Origin of the sequence: Shewanella ulleungensis (genome assembly GCF_014648315.1) — a bacterium.
In the GTDB taxonomy this organism is placed as follows: Bacteria; Pseudomonadota; Gammaproteobacteria; order Enterobacterales; family Shewanellaceae; genus Shewanella; species Shewanella ulleungensis.
This window is the reverse complement of sequence record NZ_BMQW01000015.1, coordinates 57,811-79,223: the sequence shown is the minus strand read 5'-3', so window position 1 is coordinate 79,223 and position 21,413 is coordinate 57,811. Positions and strand designations below refer to the sequence as shown.

Below are 21,413 nucleotides of genomic sequence, written 5' to 3'. Positions count from 1 at the left end.
TTAGCCAAAAATGTTGAGAAGTTTACTGATAAGAGATGGGTCTTGATTATCTTGCTGGTCGCCTTTCGCGCTGACTTCAATCACTGCATTGCCGACCATTTTTGAGTCTATTGAATGATCTGACGCAACATCTGTTACTCTGATTTCGCCAGAAAATCTGACATATTCGTCGCCTTTGTTTAATTTTAGCCATTTCTCTCCCGCAACAATTAAATTGCCGTTGGGTAGTTTCTCTCTAACAGAAACGGTAATCGTACCCGATAAGTAATTGTTTTGATTACTTTCTGATGAGCTATCAAAACTTTTTTCCTGACTGTAGTCAGCGCTTAAATTATCACTATCGATATTAATGCTACCAGCGGTAATCGCAGGAGATAATGCAAATTCATTTGTATTATCCCTTTGATAGCTTATTGACTTTTTAGACGTCATTTCTTCATTTAGTTTAATCATTATCATGTCGCCGACTTCATAACGATTATTATTTTGATAGATACTATATATATTATTAGGATTAAAAATCGAACCTGTTACTTGAGGAGCTTGCTGGATGTTGTTATCTCTAACTGGACGGTATCTAGGATCTCCTTTGTTAATCTCTTCACTATCTTCTACAACGCTTATTGTTGTGTTTGCTTTTGTTGGACTTTTTATTTCCGCAGTTTCTGTTGTAGAACATGCAGAAAGGAATGTTAAAAAGAGTAAAGTAAATGAGATTGATTGATTCATTTTTATTATCTTGAAGATTATCGTATTTTCATTTTAGCTATATTTTTATTATATATTCTACGCTAAAAGTGCATTCTTCTTGATGTTTACCTGTTTTTACTTGTTTTTACCCATCTTTACTTATATTTACTTTGTATTGATTATTATATATTTGTAGATATTTTCTTAATATCATTGTTGTGTGAAAAATCGATTTTTACTTAAATGTTTTTTATTGAGGCGTTGGTCACAATTAGATATTTATAGGTGTGGTTGTGACGATAAATCAAGTTTTTACATGGTCATTCCAATACTAATTTACAATGTTTAACCGTACGCAAAAGTTAATTTTTATAAATCAATGGCGAGATATAAAAATGTTATTTATATATCTTCTTAACCAATGTGTTTTATGCACATTAAGCACGAGCCTTAATTAGGAAATTATTTTGTCCTTAATAAATGCTTTAGATACAGCAGCAACAACGGTAACAAGTACTGCGAAAAGCATTACTGAACAGTCAGAAACCATTACTGAAAACGGACTCGGACAAAGTACCTTTGGTTCTCTACTTAGTTCATTATCATCGAGTGCTGATACTGTAGATTCAACATTAACAGGCTTGTCAAATATTGAAGTCCTTTCTGTAGAAAGTCTTCAAGATCAACTGCTTCAACAAACTGGTTTAGGTAACGAGAGTTTACTTTCTCTAGCTGTATCAGATGGCTTGATGTCTCAAATGCAACAAGAGTTATTAGCTTCATTACAAACCAGTATGATAAAAAGTTCAGCAGTAGCGACGGCTGTATCAGGCAGTAATCCATTACAATCAACGGTAGGTATTACACATGCTGTTAATGCCGAAACTTCGACCGAATCAAGCGCAGTAGATGAAGTCTATTCGTTTTCGTTTGGTGAAGAAGGTTTAGATGAAAATGATTTATTTGATTCAGTAAATGTTTTAAATCATATTCCAATTTTATCTGAAATTTATCAATTATCGACCAATACTGACATTAGCCCTGTATCTAAATTATTAGGCAGTATGTTGTATTCTGGTCCTATAGGCGTTGGTGTTGCAGCATTAGAGTTGGGAATGAACTATTTTACTGGTTATACGACAAAAGATTTAGTTGCAGATGCAGGTTCATTTTTGTCTGCCACTGATGAAAATTCAGATACACAATAGCTTATAACCACTCGGTTCAATGCTATGTCATTTAACATCTGTGCGATCATAGAGCGATTTTATTAATGAGAATATTACTCATAGCGTGTTGTTTAATTTTTACGGGTTGCAGCTTATTTTCAAGCAGTTCTGATCAATATCGTCCTAGTGTTTATCCCGTGTTAACTGCAGTAGGTTATGCTCCTATCGACCGGCAGCCAGCTGAGCTTCGAAGTGAGCAATTATTAATGGCAATGGAATCTTCTAAGATTTTGGCATATAGGGAGTTAACCGAACAAGTATACGGTTTGCAGCTTAACTCAAAAACGGCAGTACATGATTGGGCGATGAGTAGTAGCGATACCAAGATAATGGTGTCAGGCTTAATCAAAGGCGCACGGGTTGTGAAAACTTATCCGGTAGATGGGTTTTATGTCACAGAATTAGAGCTTGATTATAAGTTGGTATGGGACCTTTATGAGCAATCTGAAAATCCACAACAAAATAGTATTTTAGTGATTGAGCCTGCGCAAAACTTTTAATATCTAATAGAGAATACTAGCGGTTAATAAAGTAAAAAAGCACCCTAAGGTGCTTTTTTGTACCACGTTAAAACTTAAAACTTAACGACTAATTTGCCTTGCTGAACGGCAATTTCTTTGGTCATTTTAGCCATTAGCGCTTGATTACTATCGCGAGTGTCTAAGGTATACACAGGCTGGTTTTCAAGATAATTGCGTAAAAAGCCCATTAACTGTGGCGTTGCCTGGCTGATGTAACGTTCAATATCAGCAGGCTCCGACTCTACTTTGACTAAGTCTAACTGGCGCAGATAAATACTCTTTGTTTCACTATCGTACCAAGGTACGGCCTCAAACGTGGTTTTTAATTTTGCATGTATCGGCATCAATGGGTTGTTAACGGTGATCATAGTCGCGGCTGTCACAGCCATAGTATTAGGTTTAGCGCCTAATACGACCTGCATATCATTGAGTTTAAGTGACACTCCAATTAACTTGTTACCCTGTTTTACTTCAAAATGCATATCTTTATTAAGGTATTGCTCTATTTCAGACTCAGTAATGCTGTACTGACTGGCGCAGCCAGTCAGTAGTAAAAGCAAACCAAGTCCAAGGCTTTTTGCCAAGGTTATCATCCAGTGTTTCTCATTCCTGCTGCAACGCCCGCAATCGTCAGCATAAGGGCTAGCTGAACAGATGCAGACGGCTCAACTTCTTTACGGGTACGAGCTAATAGCTCGGTTTGTAAAAAGTTAAGCGGGTCAATGTATGGGTTACGCAGTTTAACTGATTCGCGATTCCAAGGTGTATGCGACATTAACTCGGTTGCTTGAGTTAATGACAATACGGCATCAATGCCAAGCTGCAGACGTTGGCGTAGTTTTTCACCTAAATGGTGCAGTTCAGGTTTTACTAAGCACGACTCATAATATTTTGCGAGATTTGGCTCTGCTTTGGTATATACCATTTCTAGCATTGAGATGCGGGTTTCAAAGAACGGCCATTGCTCTTCCATTTCTCGAAGCAGTTCAAGCTCACCACGATCTGCCGCGTCTTGTAAGGCTTCGCCTGCGCCAAGCCAAGCTGGCAACATTAAACGGTTTTGCGACCAAGCAAAAATCCATGGAATAGCACGTAAACTTTCAATCCCACCGTCGACCTTACGTTTAGCTGGACGACTGCCTAATGGCAACTTTCCTAGTTCAACTTCTGGTGTCGCAGCGCGGAAGTAAGGCACAAAGTCTGGTTCTTCGCGCACAATGCCACGGTAATGTTGAACTGACTCCTCTGCAATACGTTGCATACAATCGCGCCATGCTTTTTTAGGCTCAGGCGGTGGCAATAATGTGGCTTCCATTACTGCAGAAGTATAAAGCGCTAAGCTTTGTACTGCTAATTTTGGTAAACCAAATTTAAAACGGATCATCTCGCCTTGTTCTGTGACGCGGATGCGGCCATCTACTGAACCGGGTGGTTGCGATAAAATCGCTTTATGAGCTGGTCCACCGCCACGGCCAATTGAGCCTCCACGACCATGGAACAACATTAATTTCACTTCGGCTTTTTTACACACAGCAACTAATTGCTCTTGAGCACGGTACTGCGCCCAAGCTGCTGCCATTACGCCGGCATCTTTAGCTGAGTCAGAATAGCCAATCATCACCTCTTGCATGCCTTTGGTGTAACCACGATACCAATCAATATTTAGCAAAGAAGTCATACATGCTGCAGCGCCTTCAAGGTCTGCGAGGGTTTCAAATAACGGTACTACGCGCATTGGATTAGTACAGCCAGCTTCTTTTAGCAGTAATAATACGGTTAGCACATCTGATGGCTTACTCGCCATTGAGATAACATACGATCCCAATGCATTAGCAGGTTGCTTAGCCACGAGGTTACAGGTTCTGACAACTTCAGCGACATCGTCAGATGGTTTCCAATTGGCAGGAATTAATGGACGTTTACCTGTTAACTCACGCAATAAAAACGCTTGTTTCTCGTTTTCATCCCAATGGTTGTAGTCACCCATGCCTAAGTAACGAGTCAATTCTGCAATCACATCGCTGTGACGTGATGCATCCTGACGAATATCTAAACGCAGCATGTGAATACCAAAACAGGCTAGGCGACGTAAAATATCTAACAATAGGCCGTTGGCGATTAATTTCATGCCGCAATCGGTTAAACTTTTATAAAGAAGTTCTAACGGCTTTTGTAAGTCGTCTTTGTGCCAAATTAGTTCACTGATGTCGGCATCTAGATGCTTACCTTCAAGACGGGCATTGAGATAATCAATGGTGTTGCGTAATTGGCAACGTAGTTTGCGCAGCACTTCACGGTACGGTTCTTTGCTGTGCTCTGTTAATGCAGATAACTCTTCATTCGCCTGCTCCATAGACAATTCGCCAAGCAGGGTCACAATGTCTTTTAGGTATAGTCTTGCTGCAGCGTGACGGTTACGGTCAAGTACTTCTTGAGTTACTGTTGAGGTCACAAAAGGGTTACCGTCGCGATCGCCGCCCATCCAGCTTGAAAATCTTACTGGAGAGACATCAATAGGTAATTGTTGACCGGTTTTTTGCTCTACTTGATCGTTTAGCTGGCGTAAAAAGTCAGGAATGGCTTGCCATAAAGATGTTTCGATAGTGCTTAATCCCCAACGCGCTTCATCAACTGGAGTTGGGCGTTCATTACGGATTTCATTGGTATGCCAAATTTGCGCAATAAGCTGGCGTAGTCGAAGGGTGCTTTGCTGACGCTCACGATCGCTTAGCTGGCTGTTTTCTTGCTCGGTTAAGCAGTCTACTACAGCCGCATATTTTTGAATCAGTGTGCGTCGAGAAATTTCTGTTGGGTGTGCCGTTAACACTAAATCAATGTCTAAGTTTTTTAAGCATGCAATTACGTCTTTTTTATCTAAGTCGGTATCTAGCATACGTCCAAGTAATTGTTCTACTGGATCTGGTACACACACCAATTCGTCGCAATTGCGGCTAATAGTGTGAAATTGTTCTGCGATATTGGCTAAGTTTAAAAACTGGTTAAACGCTTTTGCAAAAGGGACCAGTTCTTCGTCAGGTAAAGCAGTTAATAATGCTAACATTTGATCACGTGATGCTTCGTCACCCTGGCGAGATTTTTTCGCTAAAATACGAATTTGTTCTACTTTTTCTAAAAATGCGTCGCCTAAATGGTTTTGCATTGTTTCGCCCAATATCTGGCCTAAATGCCCCACATTTGATCGAAGTGACGCATACATATCTGCCGTTTGCTCTGTCATACTTACTCCCGAAAAAAGAACCATTTTGCCAATATCTATCACATCACAATACCCAGCGTAGTAAAATTGGTCAATACGCTGGTACCGTGTTTTGTAATTTTATTTCGTAAAATTATTACATTTTACTTTCACATTTAACTAAAATTTGACGGCTATTTAATACACGCGTGATAAATCATCTTTTTAATCAACTCGACTGTTGGCGTTAAGTATTCTAAACCAATATATTCGTCGGGCTGGTGGGCCTGATTAATGCTTCCAGGGCCCAGTACTAATGTTTGGCAGCCGAGCTTGTTAATATAAGGCGCTTCAGTTGAGTAGTTAACCACTTCTGCTTCATTGCCTGACAATTCTGCGACTAGTTTGGTCCATGGATTATCAGCTTTTCCTGCAAACGATTCTGCGCCAGGGTACAAAGTACTGACACTAATACTGCCGGGATACTCTTTACTGATGTCAGCTAAGTAGTTCAGCACCATTAATTCGAGTTCTGCTAATTCCATGCCCGGCAACGGACGAATATCTAAGTGTAAATCACAGCAACCACAAATACGGTTAGCCGCATCGCCACCATGTATATGGCCAAAGTTCATCGTTGGGTAAGGCACCGTAAATGCATCTTCACGGTAGTTCTCACTTAAATGCTGCTTTAGCTTCATTAGTTGGCTAATTACTTTATGCATAACTTCAATGGCATTTAAGCCGCGGGCAGGATCAGACGAGTGACCACTGCGCCCAATAACTCTTATCCCTTGAGCTAAATGGCCTTTATGCATATAGACAGGCTTTAAGCTGGTGGGTTCACCAATAACTGCATAATCAGGTGCAACAGCCTTTGAGTCGGCAAAGGCTTTCGCGCCACTCATGGTAGTTTCTTCATCTGCGCTGGCAAAAATAGTCAGTGGGCGTTTGAATTGGTCAAGTGGCATGTCTTTAAGTGCCTCAAGCACTAAAGCAAAAAAGCCTTTCATATCGCAAGTACCTAAGCCGTACCAGCGGTTATCTTTTTCAATCATCTCAAACGGGCTTTGGCTCCAACGACCCTCGTCAAATGGCACTGTATCGGTATGACCAGCGAGTAATAAGCCGCCTTTTCCTTGGCCAATACGAGCGATTAAATTTTGTTTATTGCGTGAATCTTCAACCGTTGGGGTTTCACAATCAAAACCAAGCTCACTAAACCAATTTTGCAACAAGTTGATAACTGCATGGTTACTCATATCGGCTTCAGCTTCGAGAGCGCTAACAGATGGCGCTGCAATCAGCTGTGTAAAACAACTTTTAAGATCTGGTAATGTGCTCATAGACTATCCTAAAAAAATATATGTAAAATACTTATTCACATATATTGCATAATTAATATTGTGTGTTAGTCTAGCAAACAGCATTAACCGACACCATTAATTGAACGTTACTAATGAAAATAAATATGTGCTTTCTGACTGCTAAATCCACTAAATCTACTATATCAATTATCTACGCGAACTTCCCGCGACGATAGATCTTTTTAGGCTTCTCCTGCCTAAATAGGCTATGCTGACACTCTCGATAACTATCAATTAAGAAACCAAACTTATGAAAAGCATCGCAATTATTGGCGCCAGTGGCTACACAGGTGCACAAATTACTTCGTTGATAAATGCCGACAGTAACTTAACTGTGCAAGGCTTATATGTGTCGGAAAACAGTTTAGACAAAGGCCGTAAATTAGCTGACTTGTACCCTACATACAGTCATATGGCTTATACGCTTTCGCCACTCACTGATGAAGCAAAACAACAAATCGTAGACCAAGCCGATGGCGTGGTACTAGCGACTGAACATTCAGTGAGCTTAGAGTTAGCAGCATGGTTTTACAAAAAAGGCTTAGCAGTATTTGATCTCAGTGGTGCTTACCGTTTTGCTGACGTTGCGCAATACCCTAAATGGTACGGCTTTGAACACACTCACCCAGACGTATTAGCCGAAGCGGTTTATGGTTTAGCTGAGTGGAATGCTGAAAAAATCAAGAAAACCAGAATGATTGCAGTCGCAGGTTGTTACCCTACAGCTTCATTAACTGCATTAAAGCCGCTTAAGCCTTTTTTAACTGAGATGTACCCAGTCATTAATGCGGTCAGTGGTGTGACTGGTGCGGGCCGTAAAGCGCAATTACACACTAATTTTTGTGAAGTCAGCTTAACACCATACGGTGTGTTAGGTCATCGTCACCAACCTGAAATCGCCACGCATTTAGGTCAGGAAGTGATTTTTACGCCGCATTTAGGCAACTTTAAACGCGGTATTTTAGCCACTATTACAGTACAGCTAAAACCGGGTACAACAGAAGCTGATATTGAAAATGCCTATAGCATCTATGACAGCTCACCTATTGTCACGGTTAAGCACAACATGTTTCCTAAAGTAGATGATGTCGTGCACACACCTAATTGTCACCTCGGGTGGAAGTTCGATGCGACTAGCGGCTATTTAGTGGTTGCCAGTGCAATTGATAATTTAATGAAAGGTGCTGCTAGCCAAGGGGTACAGTGCATCAAGATCCATTTCGGTGTGTAATCAGACTACATGATTAAAGGAACAACAATTATGGCTACAAAATCAGTATTAGTGCTTAAAGTTGGCGGCGCATTATTGCAGTGCGAAATGGGAATGGCACGTTTAATGACTGCTGCTGCAGAAATGATTGCAGCAGGTCAGCAGGTGTTATTAGTTCATGGCGGTGGTTGTTTAGTTGATGAACAATTAACAGCTAACGGCAAAGAAACCGTTAAGTTAGACGGTTTACGTGTAACGCCAGCAGATCAAATTCCTATTGTTGTTGGTGCGCTTGCGGGGACCTCAAACAAAATTTTACAAGCGGCGGCGGCTAAAGCAGGCATTGTTAGTGTAGGTATGAGTCTCGGCGACGGTAATGTTGTTACTGCAAAAATTAAAGATGAACGTTTAGGATTAGTCGGCGAAGTTGAGCCAAAAGATGCCACCTACTTAAACTTTATTTTAAACCAAGGTTGGATGCCAATTTGCAGTTCAATTGCCATTTCTAGCCAAGGTGAAATGTTAAACGTTAACGCCGACCAAGCAGCAACAGCGTTGGCCAAATTAGTTAACGGCACCTTAGTATTATTGTCTGACGTTTCTGGTGTGTTAGATGGCAAAGGTCAACTGATTAGCAGCTTAAACAAAAGTGAAATTGAACATCTTGTTGCCCAAGGGGTAATTGAGAAAGGCATGAAAGTCAAAGTAGAAGCCGCATTAGAAGTTGCTCAATGGATGGGTAAACCTGTGCAAGTAGCTTCATGGCGCGACGCCGAACAGTTAAAAACCTTAGTCAAAGGTGGGTCCGTCGGGACTCAAATACAACCTTAATGGAGTAGTAGTATATGCAGCACCTATTGTCGATAAAAGAGTTAACTCAATCTCAGCTTTTAGCCATTATTGCACTGGCTAAAAAAATTAAGAATACCCCAGCTGAGTACCGTCGTGCCTTAGATGGAAAAAGTGTTGTGATGCTATTTGAAAAGCCATCATTGCGCACTCGAGTCAGCTTTGACATTGGCATTAATAAATTAGGTGGTCACTGCTTATACTTAGACCAACAAAATGGTGCTTTAGGGCAACGCGAAACGGTAGCTGATTTTGCGACAAACATTTCATGCTGGGCAGATGCTATTGTGGCAAGAACATACTCGCACACCACGATTGAGCAACTTGCTGAGCACGGAAGCGTCCCTGTGATTAACGCATTGTCTGATCTGTATCATCCATGCCAAGCACTCGCGGACTTTTTAACACTGTCAGAGCAGTTTGATGACGTAAGCCAAGCAAAACTGGCTTACGTCGGTGATGGCAATAACGTCACACATTCATTGATTTATGGTGCAGCGATTTTAGGTATGACCATGACAGTGATTTGCCCAGAAGGCGCATTTCCTGATGCGCTAATTGTGACTGAAGCACAAGCTCTGGCACAAAAAAATGGTGGTAAGTTAACACTAAGTGCTGACATTAATGCCATTGAAGGCCATGATGCTATTTATACAGACACATGGATTTCGATGGGTGATGAAACACCGTTAGCTGACATTAAAGCCCGTTTTGCTCCTTACCAAGTAAATAGTGAGTTAATGGCAAAAGCTGGCGCTAAATACTTTATGCATTGCTTACCTGCACATCGTGGTGTTGAAGTTACTGATGATGTAATGGACGGCAAAGGTTCATTGATTTTACATCAAGCAGAAAACCGTATGCATGCACAAAATGCAGTGTTGGTAACCTTATTAAGTTAGTCAAAATATTAAGACAATAATGCCAGCGGCGTTATTTAAATTGAAAATATACGTAATCGATTCTAGGAATTAAACATGTCTAATGCAGTGAAAAAAACCGGCGTTAAAAAAGTGGTATTGGCATATTCGGGTGGTTTAGACACCTCGGCTATTATCCCGTGGTTAAAAGAAACCTATGACGACTGCGAAATCATCGCATTTTGTGCCGACGTAGGCCAAGGCGAAGAAGAGCTTGTTGGCTTAACAGAAAAGGCCTTAGCGTCAGGTGCTTCAGAGTGTCATATTGTTGACCTAAAAGAAGAGTTTGTTGCTGATTACATTTACCCAACTATCGCAACAGGTGCTATTTACGAAGGTACATACTTGCTAGGTACGTCAATGGCACGTCCTATTATTGCTAAAGCGCAAGTTGAAGTCGCACGTAAAGTTGGCGCCGACGCGGTATGTCATGGTTGTACCGGTAAAGGTAACGACCAAGTTCGTTTTGAAGGTTGTTTTGCCGCATTAGCGCCAGATTTAAAAGTGATTGCCCCTTGGCGTGAATGGGAAATGCGTAGCCGCGAAGACTTATTGGCTTACCTTGCTGAGCGTGATATCAAAACCAGCGCATCAGCGACCAAAATTTATAGCCGTGATGCAAACGCATGGCATATTTCTCACGAAGGCGGCGAGTTAGAAGATCCATGGAACGAGCCATCTAAAGGTGTATGGACATTAACCGTAGCACCAGAAGATGCACCAAACGAACCTGAATATGTCTCGTTAGCAATTAAAAATGGCCGTGTGACTCATGTCAATGACGAAGCATTATCGCCATATGCTGCACTCATGAAGCTAAACGACATTGCTGGTAAGCACGGTGTGGGTCGTATCGACATTACTGAAAACCGTTTAGTGGGCATGAAATCTCGTGGTTGTTATGAAACACCAGGCGGCACCGTAATGTTTGCTGGTCTTCGTGCTATTGAAGAGTTGGTTTTAGATAAAACTAGCCGTACTTGGCGTGAGCAAATTGCTGGCCAAATGTCACACCTAGTGTATGACGGTCGTTGGTTTACGCCTTTATGTAAATCACTTATCGCAGCGTCTGAATCATTAGCTGAATCAGTTAACGGTGATGTAGTGATTAAGCTGTATAAAGGCCAGGCTACAGCCGTTAAAAAGCGTTCACCAAACAGCTTGTATTCAGAGTCTTTCGCAACGTTTGGCGAAGATGACGTATACGATCAAAAACATGCAGAAGGCTTTATCCGTTTGTACTCTTTAGCGAGCCGTATTCGCGCGCTAAACACTAAATAGATTTTACGCCAACGATATAAAGGCGCTGCAAAGCGCCTTTCTTATAATGACTTTTGGCAAACTGAGAGCCATTACAAGAAAGTGAATATCACCAAACCTGAACTCAGGTTACTTAATCGATTATTGAACATCCAGTTCTTAAAGCAGTTTTCAAAATAGAGGATACCGACATGGCGTTATGGGGCGGAAGATTTCAGGGCGAAACCAGTGCACTTTTTAAGTTGTTTAATGACTCATTGCCAGTGGATTACCGCTTATTTGAACAAGATGTTGTCGGTTCTATTGCATGGGCAGACGCCATAGCTAGCGTAGGTATTATTACCGCTAAAGAATGTACTGATTTAAAAGCAGCATTGAACGAATTACTAGTAGAAGTGGGTAACGATCCACAAGCCATTATCAGTAATGGCGCCGAAGATATACACAGTTTTGTTGAACAAAAGCTGATTGCCAAAGTGGGCGATTTAGGTAAAAAACTTCATACGGGCCGCTCTCGTAACGACCAAGTCGCTACCGATTTAAAACTGTGGTGTAAAAAAGAAGGTGCAGCATTACTTGCTCGTTTAGGCACATTACATGCAGAACTGATTGCATTAGCCGAGCGAGAAGTCGATGCGGTAATGCCTGGTTACACTCATTTACAACGTGCACAACCGGTGACTTTTGGTCATTGGGCGTTAGCTTATGTCGAAATGTATGAGCGCGACATTAGCCGCCTGCAAGATGCATTAAGCCGTGCCGATTCATGCCCGTTAGGTTCTGGCGCACTTGCTGGTACAGCTTACCCAATTGATCGCCATGTATTAGCGTCAGCATTAAACTTTGCTCGCCCAACCTTAAATAGTTTAGACAGTGTGTCAGATCGTGATCACGTGGTTGAATTATGCAGCGCAGCTTCAATCAGCATGATGCATTTAAGCCGTATGGCTGAAGACTTAATCTTCTTTAACTCTGGTGAAGCTAACTTTATCTCACTCGCCGATGAAGTCACTTCTGGCTCATCGTTAATGCCGCAAAAGAAAAACCCCGATGCATTAGAGCTTATTCGTGGTAAAACCGGCCGTGTATATGGCAGCTTAATGGGTATTTTAACTACCATGAAAGCCTTGCCATTAGCTTACAACAAAGACATGCAAGAAGATAAAGAAGGCTTGTTTGATGTTGTCGACAGCTGGGCGATTTGTTTAGACATGGCAGCATTAGTGTTGTCTGGCCTTAAAGTGAATCGTCCACAAGCTCTCGTGGCAGCGCAACAAGGTTACGCTAACGCGACTGAGCTAGCCGATTACTTAGTGGCTAAAGGTATGCCATTCCGTGAAGCGCACCATGTAGTAGGTGAAGTCGTGGTATTTGCTATTAGCCAGCAAAAGCCAATTGAAGAGTTAACCGTTGCTGAACTACAAAAATTTGCCAAGGTGATAAGCGATGATGTGTATCCAAACCTCACCATTGAAGCGTGTTTAGAAAAACGTGATGTATTAGGTGGCACCGCAGTTAACCAAGTGCAAGCTGCAATAGCGGCTAAAAAAGCGTAAGCATTGCAATACAAAATTTTACAAAGCCCTGTTGCTCATACCAACAGGGCTTTTTCATTTATTGATGTTGACTAAGTATTTTTACGTGATCTAGCTTTCAGTTTTAAAGCGTTAAACAATGCAAGCAAGAATTGTCAGCTATGCTTGCTGTCCTTTTATCCCATCTTAAGTCCTTTTTTTGGAGACAGCATTGTGAGAGACGTTGCATTTCGTTGGATCGATAAATATTTAATTAACGTTAAGCTGCAAGAGAACTTTTTTGCGTTATTTTTCACTGCATTATTGGCTATAGTTGTTATCAGTGTTTGTTTTATTGATGTTATGTCATCGCAGCGCATTACTGAGTCACAACAACAAGTTGATGTCGTGGCTAAGCTTGCCGCGGCTGCGCAAATCCCCTCTAGCGAATTAGCCACAGTACTGCAAAATACCAATTTGAGTATTAGTCAACACAGCGACATTTCGGCCACCGTTGCAGGCCAAGGTTACAGTATTGGTTATATGGGTTCGCAAAGCCTGCTTGCTGGCTTAGGCTTAGGCCATATCATTGCGATAGTGGCTAGCTTGATATTGATGTTTATGTGCTCGTACTACATTAAAACCTTTATTGGTGGCGGCTTATTCCATATCTATGAAGCATTGCGCAAACTGGCAGAAGGCGATTTAGCATCGCGTATTGGTTATGCGCCTTCGCGTAACGAATTTAATTTGATTGCCCGCACCGTTGACCTAGTGTCAGAGCGGGAGCATTTATTGGTTAAAACCACCCAAGAGGCAGTGGCGCTAATTCAACAAATTAGTGCGCAATTACGGGTTCGCAGTACTGAAAATACTCAATTAGCCAGCGAGCAGCAAGAGCGAATAGACTCGCTTGCTAGTGCAACTGAAGAAATGGCAGTGTCTATCCGTGAAGTGGCTAGCCACGCTCAAGAGTCATCGACCCAAATATCGCATGCCACCGTTAAAACCACGCAGGGTCAAAGCCAAATTCAAAAAACCTTAGTAGAGATTAATCAACTGGCGGGTGAAGTTCGCGGCGCATCTGCTGCCGTGGCGCAGTTAGATACAAGTGCTACTCATATTGGCGAGGTGATTTCGACCATTAATGCTATTTCAGACCAAACCAATTTACTTGCGCTTAATGCGGCAATCGAAGCCGCCAGAGCCGGAGAGCAAGGCCGTGGTTTCTCTGTTGTTGCAGACGAAGTCAGAACCCTGGCTGGCAGAACTCAAGCCGCGACGGTGGAGATTCAAAAAATCATTGAAACGTTGCAAACCAATAGTCGCAATGTGATGAGTGTAATGGCAAGAACGGTAAAAGAAGCTGAGTCGAGTGAACAGCTAATGACAAGTGCAAGCCAAAACATGAGCGAAATTGCCGGACAAAATCAGCATATTTCAGACAGAAGTTTGGAGATTGCTGCCGCAGCAGAAGAGCAGGGCACAGTGGCAGACAATATTGCCAGCGATGTCGACTCTGTTAGAAGCAGCTCGATACAGGTGATGGCAATGGTTAGCACAACAGCCGAAGAGGTTGAGCGACTTAGCCTACAAGCGGACGTGTTAGAAGGACTCATGAAAGATTTGATTATTTAACCTACGCATCGAGCCACTAAGAGGGCCGTGAGATATAAGCCGACAATATATGTATTTGTCGGCTTTTTATTGCTCAATTAATTTTAAGTGGTTTATTTACAATCAACCTTTATCTTCAGTGCGTTAGGCAAAATGATACAAGCAAAATGTGATGTGATATTTGGATATATGATTAGATTAAAATGTTATAGGTGCCAATGGGTTTAATTGATGAATACTTGTGCAATTTTTTGGCGTTCTGATATCGTTCGCGAAATAGAGCATAGGGTTGTGTATCAAGATATATGGTGCCGCAATAACCGCTCTGGAACTTGCATATTAACGCTGTATTTTTTAGGTAGCCTATTATGGTTAGCTTACTGAGTTGCCGCACTTTGGGCTCATCTTTATCTGTAAAAAAAGGGCTAACATCTTTGCTGTTAGCCATTACCGCAGGGGGTTGTTTTAACCTTGCCGCACAACAAGACAATACCCCACTCGTCGATCCCGTTTCTCCTATTGCAATAAAGCTTAACACCGAGGTTCAGCCTACGGTTTTACCACCCGTTAGCCTAGAACAAACGAGCAAAGCCCGTTTTGCTAAAACGGCCAGTTTTGATTCAGACTCTGTGGTTAAAATTGCCCGTCGTTTAGCACAAAAACCGTATGTGACGCTAACCGATCCGCTCCCACCAGGTTTAGCTAAAATTTCTTACGACGAATATCGTGATATTCGCTTCAAACCCGAAGCGTCAATTTGGAAAGCCGAAGGTTTACCATACCAAATGCAGTTATTTCATCGAGGATTTTATTTTCAAGACTTGATTGAAATCGCCTTAGTAGAAGGTAAGCAAGCGACTCATTTGGCTTATAACTCAGAATACTTTAGTGCAGGAGATGTATTAAGCCAGCGCTTACCAACTGAGGATATTGGTTATTCTGGTTTACGCATTCACTACCCATTAAATTCCCCAGCGTATTTTGATGAGTTAATGGTATTCCAAGGGGCAAGTTACTTCCGTGCATTAGGTAAGGGCAGTGATTATGGTTTGTCTTCAAGAGGTTTAGCATTAAATACCGCAGAACCCGAAGGCGAGGAGTTTCCAATATTTCGTGCTTTTTGGGTAGAGCGTCCAAACACCGACAGTAATCTTATTGTGGTGCACGCGTTACTCGACAGCCCTAGTGTTGCTGGCGCATATCGTTTTTCTGTTAGGCCAGGCGATAACACCCATATTGATGTAGAAGCAACCCTATTCCCGCGTATAGACTTAGTTAAGGTTGGTCTAGCACCTAGTACAAGCATGTTTTTACATTCAATGAATGGTCGTCAAAACACCGATGACTTTAGACCCGAAGTACACGACTCTGACGCGCTACTGATCTTAAATGGTCGTGGTGAACGTTTATGGCGTCCGTTAGCCAACCCAAAGCAATTACAAGTGAGCGCCTTTATGGACAACTCGCCACAAGGGTTTGGGTTAATTCAGCGTGAACGCAGTTTTGAAGCGTATCAAGATCTTGAAGCTCACTACGAACGTCGCCCAAGTTTATGGGTCGAACCGGTCGGAAATTGGGGCGCGGGTGAGGTTGTGTTAACCGAAATTCCAACGGATTCTGAAATTCATGACAACATTGTCAGTTACTGGAAACCTAAACAGGCTATCGCCGCAGGTAGTGAGTTTCATTTTACCTATCGATTAATTTGGGGTAATGAGCCAGAGGTGGACGATGGCACAGTGATTGTTGCGCGTACTGCCAGTGGCCGTGCCGATATTGCCAAAGCAACACCACGACGTTTATTTGTGATTGACTACCAAGTTAAAGAAGGTAACAACGATGAAATCCCTGTGGCCCAAGTACAGAGTTCTGCAGGGGTAATAACCAATGTGGTGATATCTCGTCAGCCTAAAACCAATGGCTATCGATTGGCCTTTGAAATGGACCCACAAGATGCTGAATTGATAGAATTGCGCGCTGAACTTAAATTTACTGGCCCACGCGATGTCGAAACTTGGCTTTATCGCTGGACCCTTTAAACATGAACACGATGCAATCTGAGTTTGATATTAACTCAACCGAGCCTACCTTGGTCGGTGGCGCAGCCATGCCATTAGAGCGACCAAGTCCGATGGAACCGCAGAGTTTGCGTACACTGTCCGACGGTATGCCGCGTAAAAGTGTAATTGCCAATGGGGTAAAATCAGACGGATTACGACGGTTATTGGTGGTTGGTAGTGCGTTTATTATGTCAGTTATGGCCATTTATGAAATGGTATCGGTATTTAACGTGGGTGGAGTAACACCACTTGAATACATTGTATTGGTGTTGTTTGCGGTTAACTTTTGCTGGATAGCATTGGCATTTAGTGGCGGTATTGCGGGCTTTATTATGCTTCTCAAAAAGCCTGCACCAGATACCGCCGAAAGCATCAAACTGCATACTCGTACCGCTATATTAATGCCAACCTATAATGAAGCACCCGATCGCATTTTTGCTGCGGTTGAGGTTATGTCGATGGCGTTAGCGGCATCTGGTGAAGGCCATGCGTTTGACTGGTTTATATTAAGTGACACTACAGATCCAGATATCGCTTTGGCTGAAGAGCAGGCTTTTTTGATTTTACGCCATAAAGTCAGTAAAGATGCCCGCGTGTACTACCGCCGTCGACGTAAAAACGATGCTCGAAAAGCTGGTAATGTCGCCGACTTTTGTAAACGCTGGGGCGCAAGGTACGACCATCTCTTGGTGCTAGACGCCGACAGCCTAATGGAAACTCATACTATTGTGAGCCTTGCGCAGCGTATGCAGGCCGATCCTGATGCGGGGCTTATCCAAACCATTCCCTATCTTGTTAATGGCAACACGCTTATGGCGCGGTTACAACAGTTTGCTGCGCGGATTTATGGGCCAGTTATTGGCACCGGCTTATCGTGGTGGGCGCATAAAGAGGGTAATTTTTGGGGGCACAATGCCATTATTCGTACTCAGGCATTTATGAGCTCCGCAGGTTTACCACATTTAGCTGGTAAGCCTCCATTTGGTGGTCATATTATGAGCCACGATTTTGTCGAAGCTGCCTTGATTAGACGGGCTGGTTGGAGTGTGGTGATTGCAGCAGATCTTCCAGGGTCTTATGAAGAATGCCCACCGTCGATTGTAGACCTAGCTGTGCGTGATCGTCGTTGGTGCCAGGGTAATCTACAACACACTCGAATATTGTTTAGTAAAGGATTGCATTGGGTCAGTAGGCTGCATTTACTCACAGGGATAATGGCGTATTTGTCATCACCGTTTTGGTTAATGCTGATTTTGTCGGGGTTAATGTTGGCTCTACAGGCACACTTTATTCGCCCAGAATACTTTACCGATCAATTCTCGCTATTTCCCACTTGGCCGGTTATGGACTCAGATCGTGCGCTACGGTTGTTCTATATCACTATGGGCATCTTATTTGGTCCTAAAATTTTAGGGGTGATATTGCTATTGAAAAATAGCAGCATGACAAAACCGCTAGGTGGCAGAATTAAAGCCATGTGTAGTGTGATAGTTGAAGTGATTTTGTCGGCACTGATTGCGCCAATAATGATGCTTATCCACTGCGGTGCTGTAATGTCTATATTAGCCGGACGCGACAGTGGTTGGTCGCCACAGCGACGTGACGACGGCAGTTTACCGTGGTTAACCCTCATTTTTCGTCATCGTTGGCACATGCTAATTGGTGCGTTATTAGGGTACGCAGCGGTGCTCGATTCGCTTACTTTGTTGTCGTGGATGAGTCCTGCGTTAATTGGTTTGTGGCTTGCTGTGCCGCTTTCTGCCATGACAGGTTCAGAGCGCTTTGGTGTATGGGTAAAAAGCGTAGGTATTTTGGCCACACCAGAAGAGGTAAGCGCGCCGCAACTTAGTGTAGACTCACAAGCACGTCGAGCAGAGTATATTCATGCTATCGCTGAGCCGTGGACCTTATATAGATTACTGCAAGACACAGAACTAATGGCGTTACACTTAGCTGTGATTGATAAAAAACCACATCGTTTAGCCGGTTCTGCCGTTGAGTCGCTAGAAGCGATTACCCGGGTAAAAGTGCAAGAGGCCCAGTGCCAACACAATATCGCGAGTCTCTTCACCCGCCAGGAACTGGCATATTTATTGGGTAATCCATTATTGTTAAAACAGTTACAAAAGCTGCCAGAACAATCTGAGTCTGAAGGATTAGTGTCGTTTTGTTAATTGCTTACCCTACAGTTAAAGGCTCAGTCTGTTATAGGCTGAGCTTTTTTAATTTGATCCGCCAGGTAAGCCAATTAGAATCATGGACAGCCAAGGTAATCTGTAAGTGTCGCTTTAAATAAAGTGTTTTTAATCTCTGTCGACAATTCTGTGGTCGTATTTGTTATTACAGCTGTGTCAGCTTGATGTTGCTGCATATACATAGGCACATAATCGGGTTCGCCAACGGTAGTAACCCAGCTACACGCTGCTTGTTTTTGTTCAGACCCTAAATACTCAGCTAGCTTTTGTTCAAAGTTCTGCTGCTCAAGAGCAGACAAAGTCCAAATAGAATCTTTTTTGATTAATTCAACCACCTCATGTGACGGCTTATTTGGCACGCGCAAGGTATCAAAGTAAGCATAAGCGCCCGCTAAAAAGTAGCCACTAATCGCAGAGTCATAATCTTGTGATTTAATGCATGCTGCAACTGAGTTTAACAGCACCACTGGTGTTGTTTGCTGGGTTAATTCATTAGCGGTTAAGCAGCTAACTTCAGAGGATGGTTTGGCATAGTCGGGGATAACCACTGCAACCTCTGGTTCAACGGGAGAGGGGGTACAAGCAGGGATTGGCCGCTCATCTAATACTCTTATTTCCCATGCATCTTTGTTACTTGGGCCGTGCTGAGCAGTTACGACATACCGAATACATTCTTTGGCAACCAGCGGATAAACCAAGGTCGAAATAGCTTTTCTGCTGCGTAATGGACCTGTGGTGCTTAAATGTACGGTGTGATAACCCGGCTTAATATTTTTGGTGAGTTTGCCGGACTGAAAGGCGCCATCAATGGCGACAATTTCAACATTGTAATTGTCAGCATCAGAAATTTTACTCTGGCTACCATCAATCATTGCGTATGGGGTGGATTGACATCCCGCTAAAATCAAACAGCCGATTATTAAAGGTATTTTCATTTTATTTTTGCTTTTTGAGAAAAGGTAAACACTTCAGCACATATTTATGTGCCTTAAGCATTAGATAAATGGAACATTGCAATAAATGAAGATGTTACGGAAGGATATAACACAAGGTGTTATTGAGCTGAACAACAAAGCGACAATACTCGCTTTAAGGATCAAAGCACTTTCCATAGCACTCATTATTTTACTAATGTAAATTTTTTGTTTCATTTTAGTCAAGCTAATTATTGGTTTATACGAGTTAATCAGCTTACCATTCACCTGACTTTACCCGTTGAACGTTTATGTTAATCGAGTATCAGAATAGATGTTTATCTGAACGATATAGATTGTGAGCTCGATATTTATCAGCCATAATTTTGCTTCGTATTTTATCAAGGACCTGCATCAAGACCTTATGTCTTCAGAGTATTCAACATCGAACAATAAGCCTTGTTCGCGCAGTCGTGACAGACTGTCGTGGCTTCGATGCACCCTACGCCGCAGCCAGCAAGAGGCGGTTGCCTCGTCAACGATGACCGCCACTAGTGATAACTTCTTTAATGCTTATGCGATTTTTTTAGGTGCCAGTTTAGGCCAAATGGGTTGGGTAACAGGCTTGCCGCAATTGTTTGGCTCATTAGCGCAACTATTGTCAGTATGGTTGGCGAGCCATTTTAGTCGTCGGCAATTTATTGTGGTTTGCGCTGCACTGCAAGCCGGTGTGGTATTAGGCATGGGCGCACTGGCAGCGTTTAGACCAGATAATGCCGTATGGCTGTTTATCGGTTTGGCAGTGTTGTATCAAGGGTTTATCAACCTAATCCAACCGCATTGGCGCGCTTGGATGGGCATGATAGTACCTCAGCGTCGCCGTGGTGCTTTTTTTGCGTCTCGTACCCGCTTAACCATGATGGCATCGCTGAGTGTGTTTTTTGTTGGCGGCGGCATATTAACCTTAACCGACTCGATACAGATGGCCTGGTTAGGCTTTAGCTTACTGTTTTCGATTGCTGCAATGGGTCGCTTTGCTTCAGCCTGGCTGCTATTGCAAATGCACGACCCCGAGCCGCGAGCAGCTAAAGTATCTGGGGTGTTTACTCAAACCTTATATAACTTTCGCCAGGCTTGGAAAGACAAAACCTTCCGCCATTACAGTTTATTTGTTGCCGGTATGCAGTGCATGGTCGCTATTTCGGCACCGTTTTTTGCCGTGTATATGCTCGAAGACTTGCACTTTACCTACTTCGAGTTTGTATTATCGAGTGTCGCTTCTATTTTTACGCAATTTATTACCTTGCGTTTTTGGGGGCGTTTTAGCGACTTATACGGCAATCGGTTAGTGATGATGATTACCAGCTGCCTTATTCCTAGTTTGCCATTATTGTGGCTATTTTCTGATAACTATTTGTATATTTTAGCTATTCAAGCCTTCTCCGGTTTAGCCTGGAGCGGCTTCACCTTAAGTACTGCAAATTATCTTTATGATATTCGCCCTTTTCGCAGTGACTTTGCTACTTACGCTGCATTACAGGCGGCATTGAGTGCCGGTTTTGTGTTTATTGGTGCGATGCTAGGAGGCGTGATTGCCTCGTATGCAGAAGCATTTTTAATCTGGACAGGTTTAAATGCTTGGTTAACCAACCCAATATTTTTGGTGTTTATGATATCGACCATCATGCGATCGCTGGTGGCATTGTGGTTTATTCCGCGCTCTGTAGAGCCTAAAGCGCGTCCAAGGCCTGAACTGCTCACCCTTATTTTTCGTATCCGTGGCTTTAATGCTATTTCGGGCGTCAGCTTAGATTGGTTAACCGTCGCGAAGAAAAAGCGCGCTAAAAATAAAGAACAAGATAAAGAATAAG

The 21,413-nt window shown here is 42.7% G+C and carries 16 protein-coding genes; 11 read left to right on the top strand and 5 right to left on the bottom strand.

All coding sequences use genetic code 11. The features are described 5' to 3' along the window. Positions 1 to 729 carry a flagellar basal body L-ring protein FlgH gene (locus tag IEY40_RS19095; protein ID WP_188959062.1) on the bottom strand — a complete coding sequence of 243 codons (729 nt, stop codon included), beginning with the start codon at positions 727 to 729 and terminating at the stop codon, positions 1 to 3. Between the two features lie 428 nt (positions 730 to 1,157). On the opposite strand from IEY40_RS19095, the gene IEY40_RS19090 reads away from it, so the two are divergent. Continuing rightward, entirely contained in the window at positions 1,158 to 1,898 is a 741-nt protein-coding gene (locus IEY40_RS19090; RefSeq protein ID WP_188959060.1) for a hypothetical protein, read from the top strand. A 65-nt stretch (positions 1,899 to 1,963) separates the two neighbouring features. Further along, a complete protein-coding gene (locus IEY40_RS19085; protein WP_188959057.1) occupies positions 1,964 to 2,419 on the top strand; it encodes an LPP20 family lipoprotein in 456 nt (151 codons plus the stop codon). A 74-nt stretch (positions 2,420 to 2,493) separates the two neighbouring features. On the opposite strand, the gene IEY40_RS19080 is transcribed toward IEY40_RS19085, so the two are convergent. The 3 genes from IEY40_RS19080 to argE form a co-directional block, all read right to left on the bottom strand. Continuing rightward, a complete protein-coding gene (locus tag IEY40_RS19080) occupies positions 2,494 to 3,033 on the bottom strand; it encodes a YceB family lipoprotein (RefSeq protein ID WP_188959055.1) in 540 nt (179 codons plus the stop codon). Then, positions 3,030 to 5,678, bottom strand: a complete 2,649-nt coding sequence (ppc, locus tag IEY40_RS19075) for a phosphoenolpyruvate carboxylase (RefSeq protein ID WP_428848173.1) — start codon at positions 5,676 to 5,678, stop codon at positions 3,030 to 3,032. Before ppc ends, IEY40_RS19080 begins: the two co-directional genes overlap by 4 nt. A 152-nt stretch (positions 5,679 to 5,830) precedes the next feature. Next, on the bottom strand, positions 5,831 to 6,982 hold the full coding sequence (argE, locus tag IEY40_RS19070) for an acetylornithine deacetylase (protein ID WP_188959051.1): 1,152 nt from the start codon (positions 6,980 to 6,982) through the stop codon (positions 5,831 to 5,833). A gap of 271 nt (positions 6,983 to 7,253) precedes the next feature. Between argE and argC the strand changes: the two genes are divergently transcribed. The 8 genes from argC (at position 7,254) to mdoH (ending at position 18,607) form a co-directional block, all read left to right on the top strand. Beyond that, a complete protein-coding gene (gene argC / locus IEY40_RS19065) occupies positions 7,254 to 8,234 on the top strand; it encodes an N-acetyl-gamma-glutamyl-phosphate reductase (protein ID WP_188959049.1) in 981 nt (326 codons plus the stop codon). Between the two features lie 30 nt (positions 8,235 to 8,264). Beyond that, positions 8,265 to 9,044: an acetylglutamate kinase gene (gene argB, locus IEY40_RS19060; RefSeq protein ID WP_188959047.1), complete on the top strand. Its 780-nt coding sequence runs from the start codon at positions 8,265 to 8,267 to the stop codon at positions 9,042 to 9,044. A 14-nt stretch (positions 9,045 to 9,058) separates the two neighbouring features. Continuing rightward, the gene (locus IEY40_RS19055) at positions 9,059 to 9,964 is read left to right on the top strand and encodes an ornithine carbamoyltransferase (RefSeq protein WP_188959045.1); all 906 of its coding nucleotides are present in this window, start codon (positions 9,059 to 9,061) and stop codon (positions 9,962 to 9,964) included. Positions 9,965 to 10,039: 75 nt separating this feature from the next. Next, on the top strand, positions 10,040 to 11,263 hold the full coding sequence (locus IEY40_RS19050; protein WP_160056651.1) for an argininosuccinate synthase: 1,224 nt from the start codon (positions 10,040 to 10,042) through the stop codon (positions 11,261 to 11,263). 170 nt (positions 11,264 to 11,433) lie between these two features. After that, positions 11,434 to 12,798 (top strand): argininosuccinate lyase, encoded by a 1,365-nt coding sequence (argH, locus tag IEY40_RS19045; RefSeq protein ID WP_188959044.1) that lies wholly within the window; start codon positions 11,434 to 11,436, stop codon positions 12,796 to 12,798. Between the two features lie 192 nt (positions 12,799 to 12,990). After that, on the top strand, positions 12,991 to 14,394 hold the full coding sequence (locus tag IEY40_RS19040; RefSeq protein ID WP_188959042.1) for a methyl-accepting chemotaxis protein: 1,404 nt from the start codon (positions 12,991 to 12,993) through the stop codon (positions 14,392 to 14,394). A gap of 347 nt (positions 14,395 to 14,741) precedes the next feature. After that, entirely contained in the window at positions 14,742 to 16,412 is a 1,671-nt protein-coding gene (locus IEY40_RS19035; RefSeq protein ID WP_229777166.1) for a glucan biosynthesis protein G, read from the top strand. 11 nt (positions 16,413 to 16,423) lie between these two features. Then, positions 16,424 to 18,607, top strand: a complete 2,184-nt coding sequence (mdoH, locus tag IEY40_RS19030) for a glucans biosynthesis glucosyltransferase MdoH (protein WP_188959070.1) — start codon at positions 16,424 to 16,426, stop codon at positions 18,605 to 18,607. An 80-nt stretch (positions 18,608 to 18,687) separates the two neighbouring features. Here the strand turns inward: mdoH and IEY40_RS19025 are convergent, their stop codons facing one another. Then, positions 18,688 to 19,563, bottom strand: a complete 876-nt coding sequence (locus IEY40_RS19025) for a hypothetical protein (protein ID WP_188959040.1) — start codon at positions 19,561 to 19,563, stop codon at positions 18,688 to 18,690. 403 nt (positions 19,564 to 19,966) lie between these two features. On the opposite strand from IEY40_RS19025, the gene IEY40_RS19020 reads away from it, so the two are divergent. Beyond that, positions 19,967 to 21,412, top strand: a complete 1,446-nt coding sequence (locus IEY40_RS19020; protein WP_188959038.1) for an MFS transporter — start codon at positions 19,967 to 19,969, stop codon at positions 21,410 to 21,412. The last annotated feature ends 1 nt before the right edge of the window (position 21,413 follow it).

What these genes read in the sequence shown, in the direction of transcription:
- IEY40_RS19055 (WP_188959045.1), top strand. Translation starts at nt 9,059, where the DNA reads ATGCAGCACCTATTGTCGATAAAAGAGTTAACTCAATCTCAGCTTTTA.
- IEY40_RS19050 (WP_160056651.1), top strand. Translation starts at nt 10,040, where the DNA reads ATGTCTAATGCAGTGAAAAAAACCGGCGTTAAAAAAGTGGTATTGGCA.
- ppc (WP_428848173.1), bottom strand. Translation starts at nt 5,678, where the DNA reads ATGACAGAGCAAACGGCAGATATGTATGCGTCACTTCGATCAAATGTG.
- argB (WP_188959047.1), top strand. Translation starts at nt 8,265, where the DNA reads ATGGCTACAAAATCAGTATTAGTGCTTAAAGTTGGCGGCGCATTATTG.
- IEY40_RS19025 (WP_188959040.1), bottom strand. Translation starts at nt 19,563, where the DNA reads ATGAAAATACCTTTAATAATCGGCTGTTTGATTTTAGCGGGATGTCAA.
- argH (WP_188959044.1), top strand. Translation starts at nt 11,434, where the DNA reads ATGGCGTTATGGGGCGGAAGATTTCAGGGCGAAACCAGTGCACTTTTT.
- IEY40_RS19080 (WP_188959055.1), bottom strand. Translation starts at nt 3,033, where the DNA reads ATGATAACCTTGGCAAAAAGCCTTGGACTTGGTTTGCTTTTACTACTG.
- argE (WP_188959051.1), bottom strand. Translation starts at nt 6,982, where the DNA reads ATGAGCACATTACCAGATCTTAAAAGTTGTTTTACACAGCTGATTGCA.
- IEY40_RS19095 (WP_188959062.1), bottom strand. Translation starts at nt 729, where the DNA reads ATGAATCAATCAATCTCATTTACTTTACTCTTTTTAACATTCCTTTCT.
- IEY40_RS19085 (WP_188959057.1), top strand. Translation starts at nt 1,964, where the DNA reads ATGAGAATATTACTCATAGCGTGTTGTTTAATTTTTACGGGTTGCAGC.
- argC (WP_188959049.1), top strand. Translation starts at nt 7,254, where the DNA reads ATGAAAAGCATCGCAATTATTGGCGCCAGTGGCTACACAGGTGCACAA.
- mdoH (WP_188959070.1), top strand. Translation starts at nt 16,424, where the DNA reads ATGCAATCTGAGTTTGATATTAACTCAACCGAGCCTACCTTGGTCGGT.
- IEY40_RS19035 (WP_229777166.1), top strand. Translation starts at nt 14,742, where the DNA reads ATGGTTAGCTTACTGAGTTGCCGCACTTTGGGCTCATCTTTATCTGTA.
- IEY40_RS19020 (WP_188959038.1), top strand. Translation starts at nt 19,967, where the DNA reads ATGTCTTCAGAGTATTCAACATCGAACAATAAGCCTTGTTCGCGCAGT.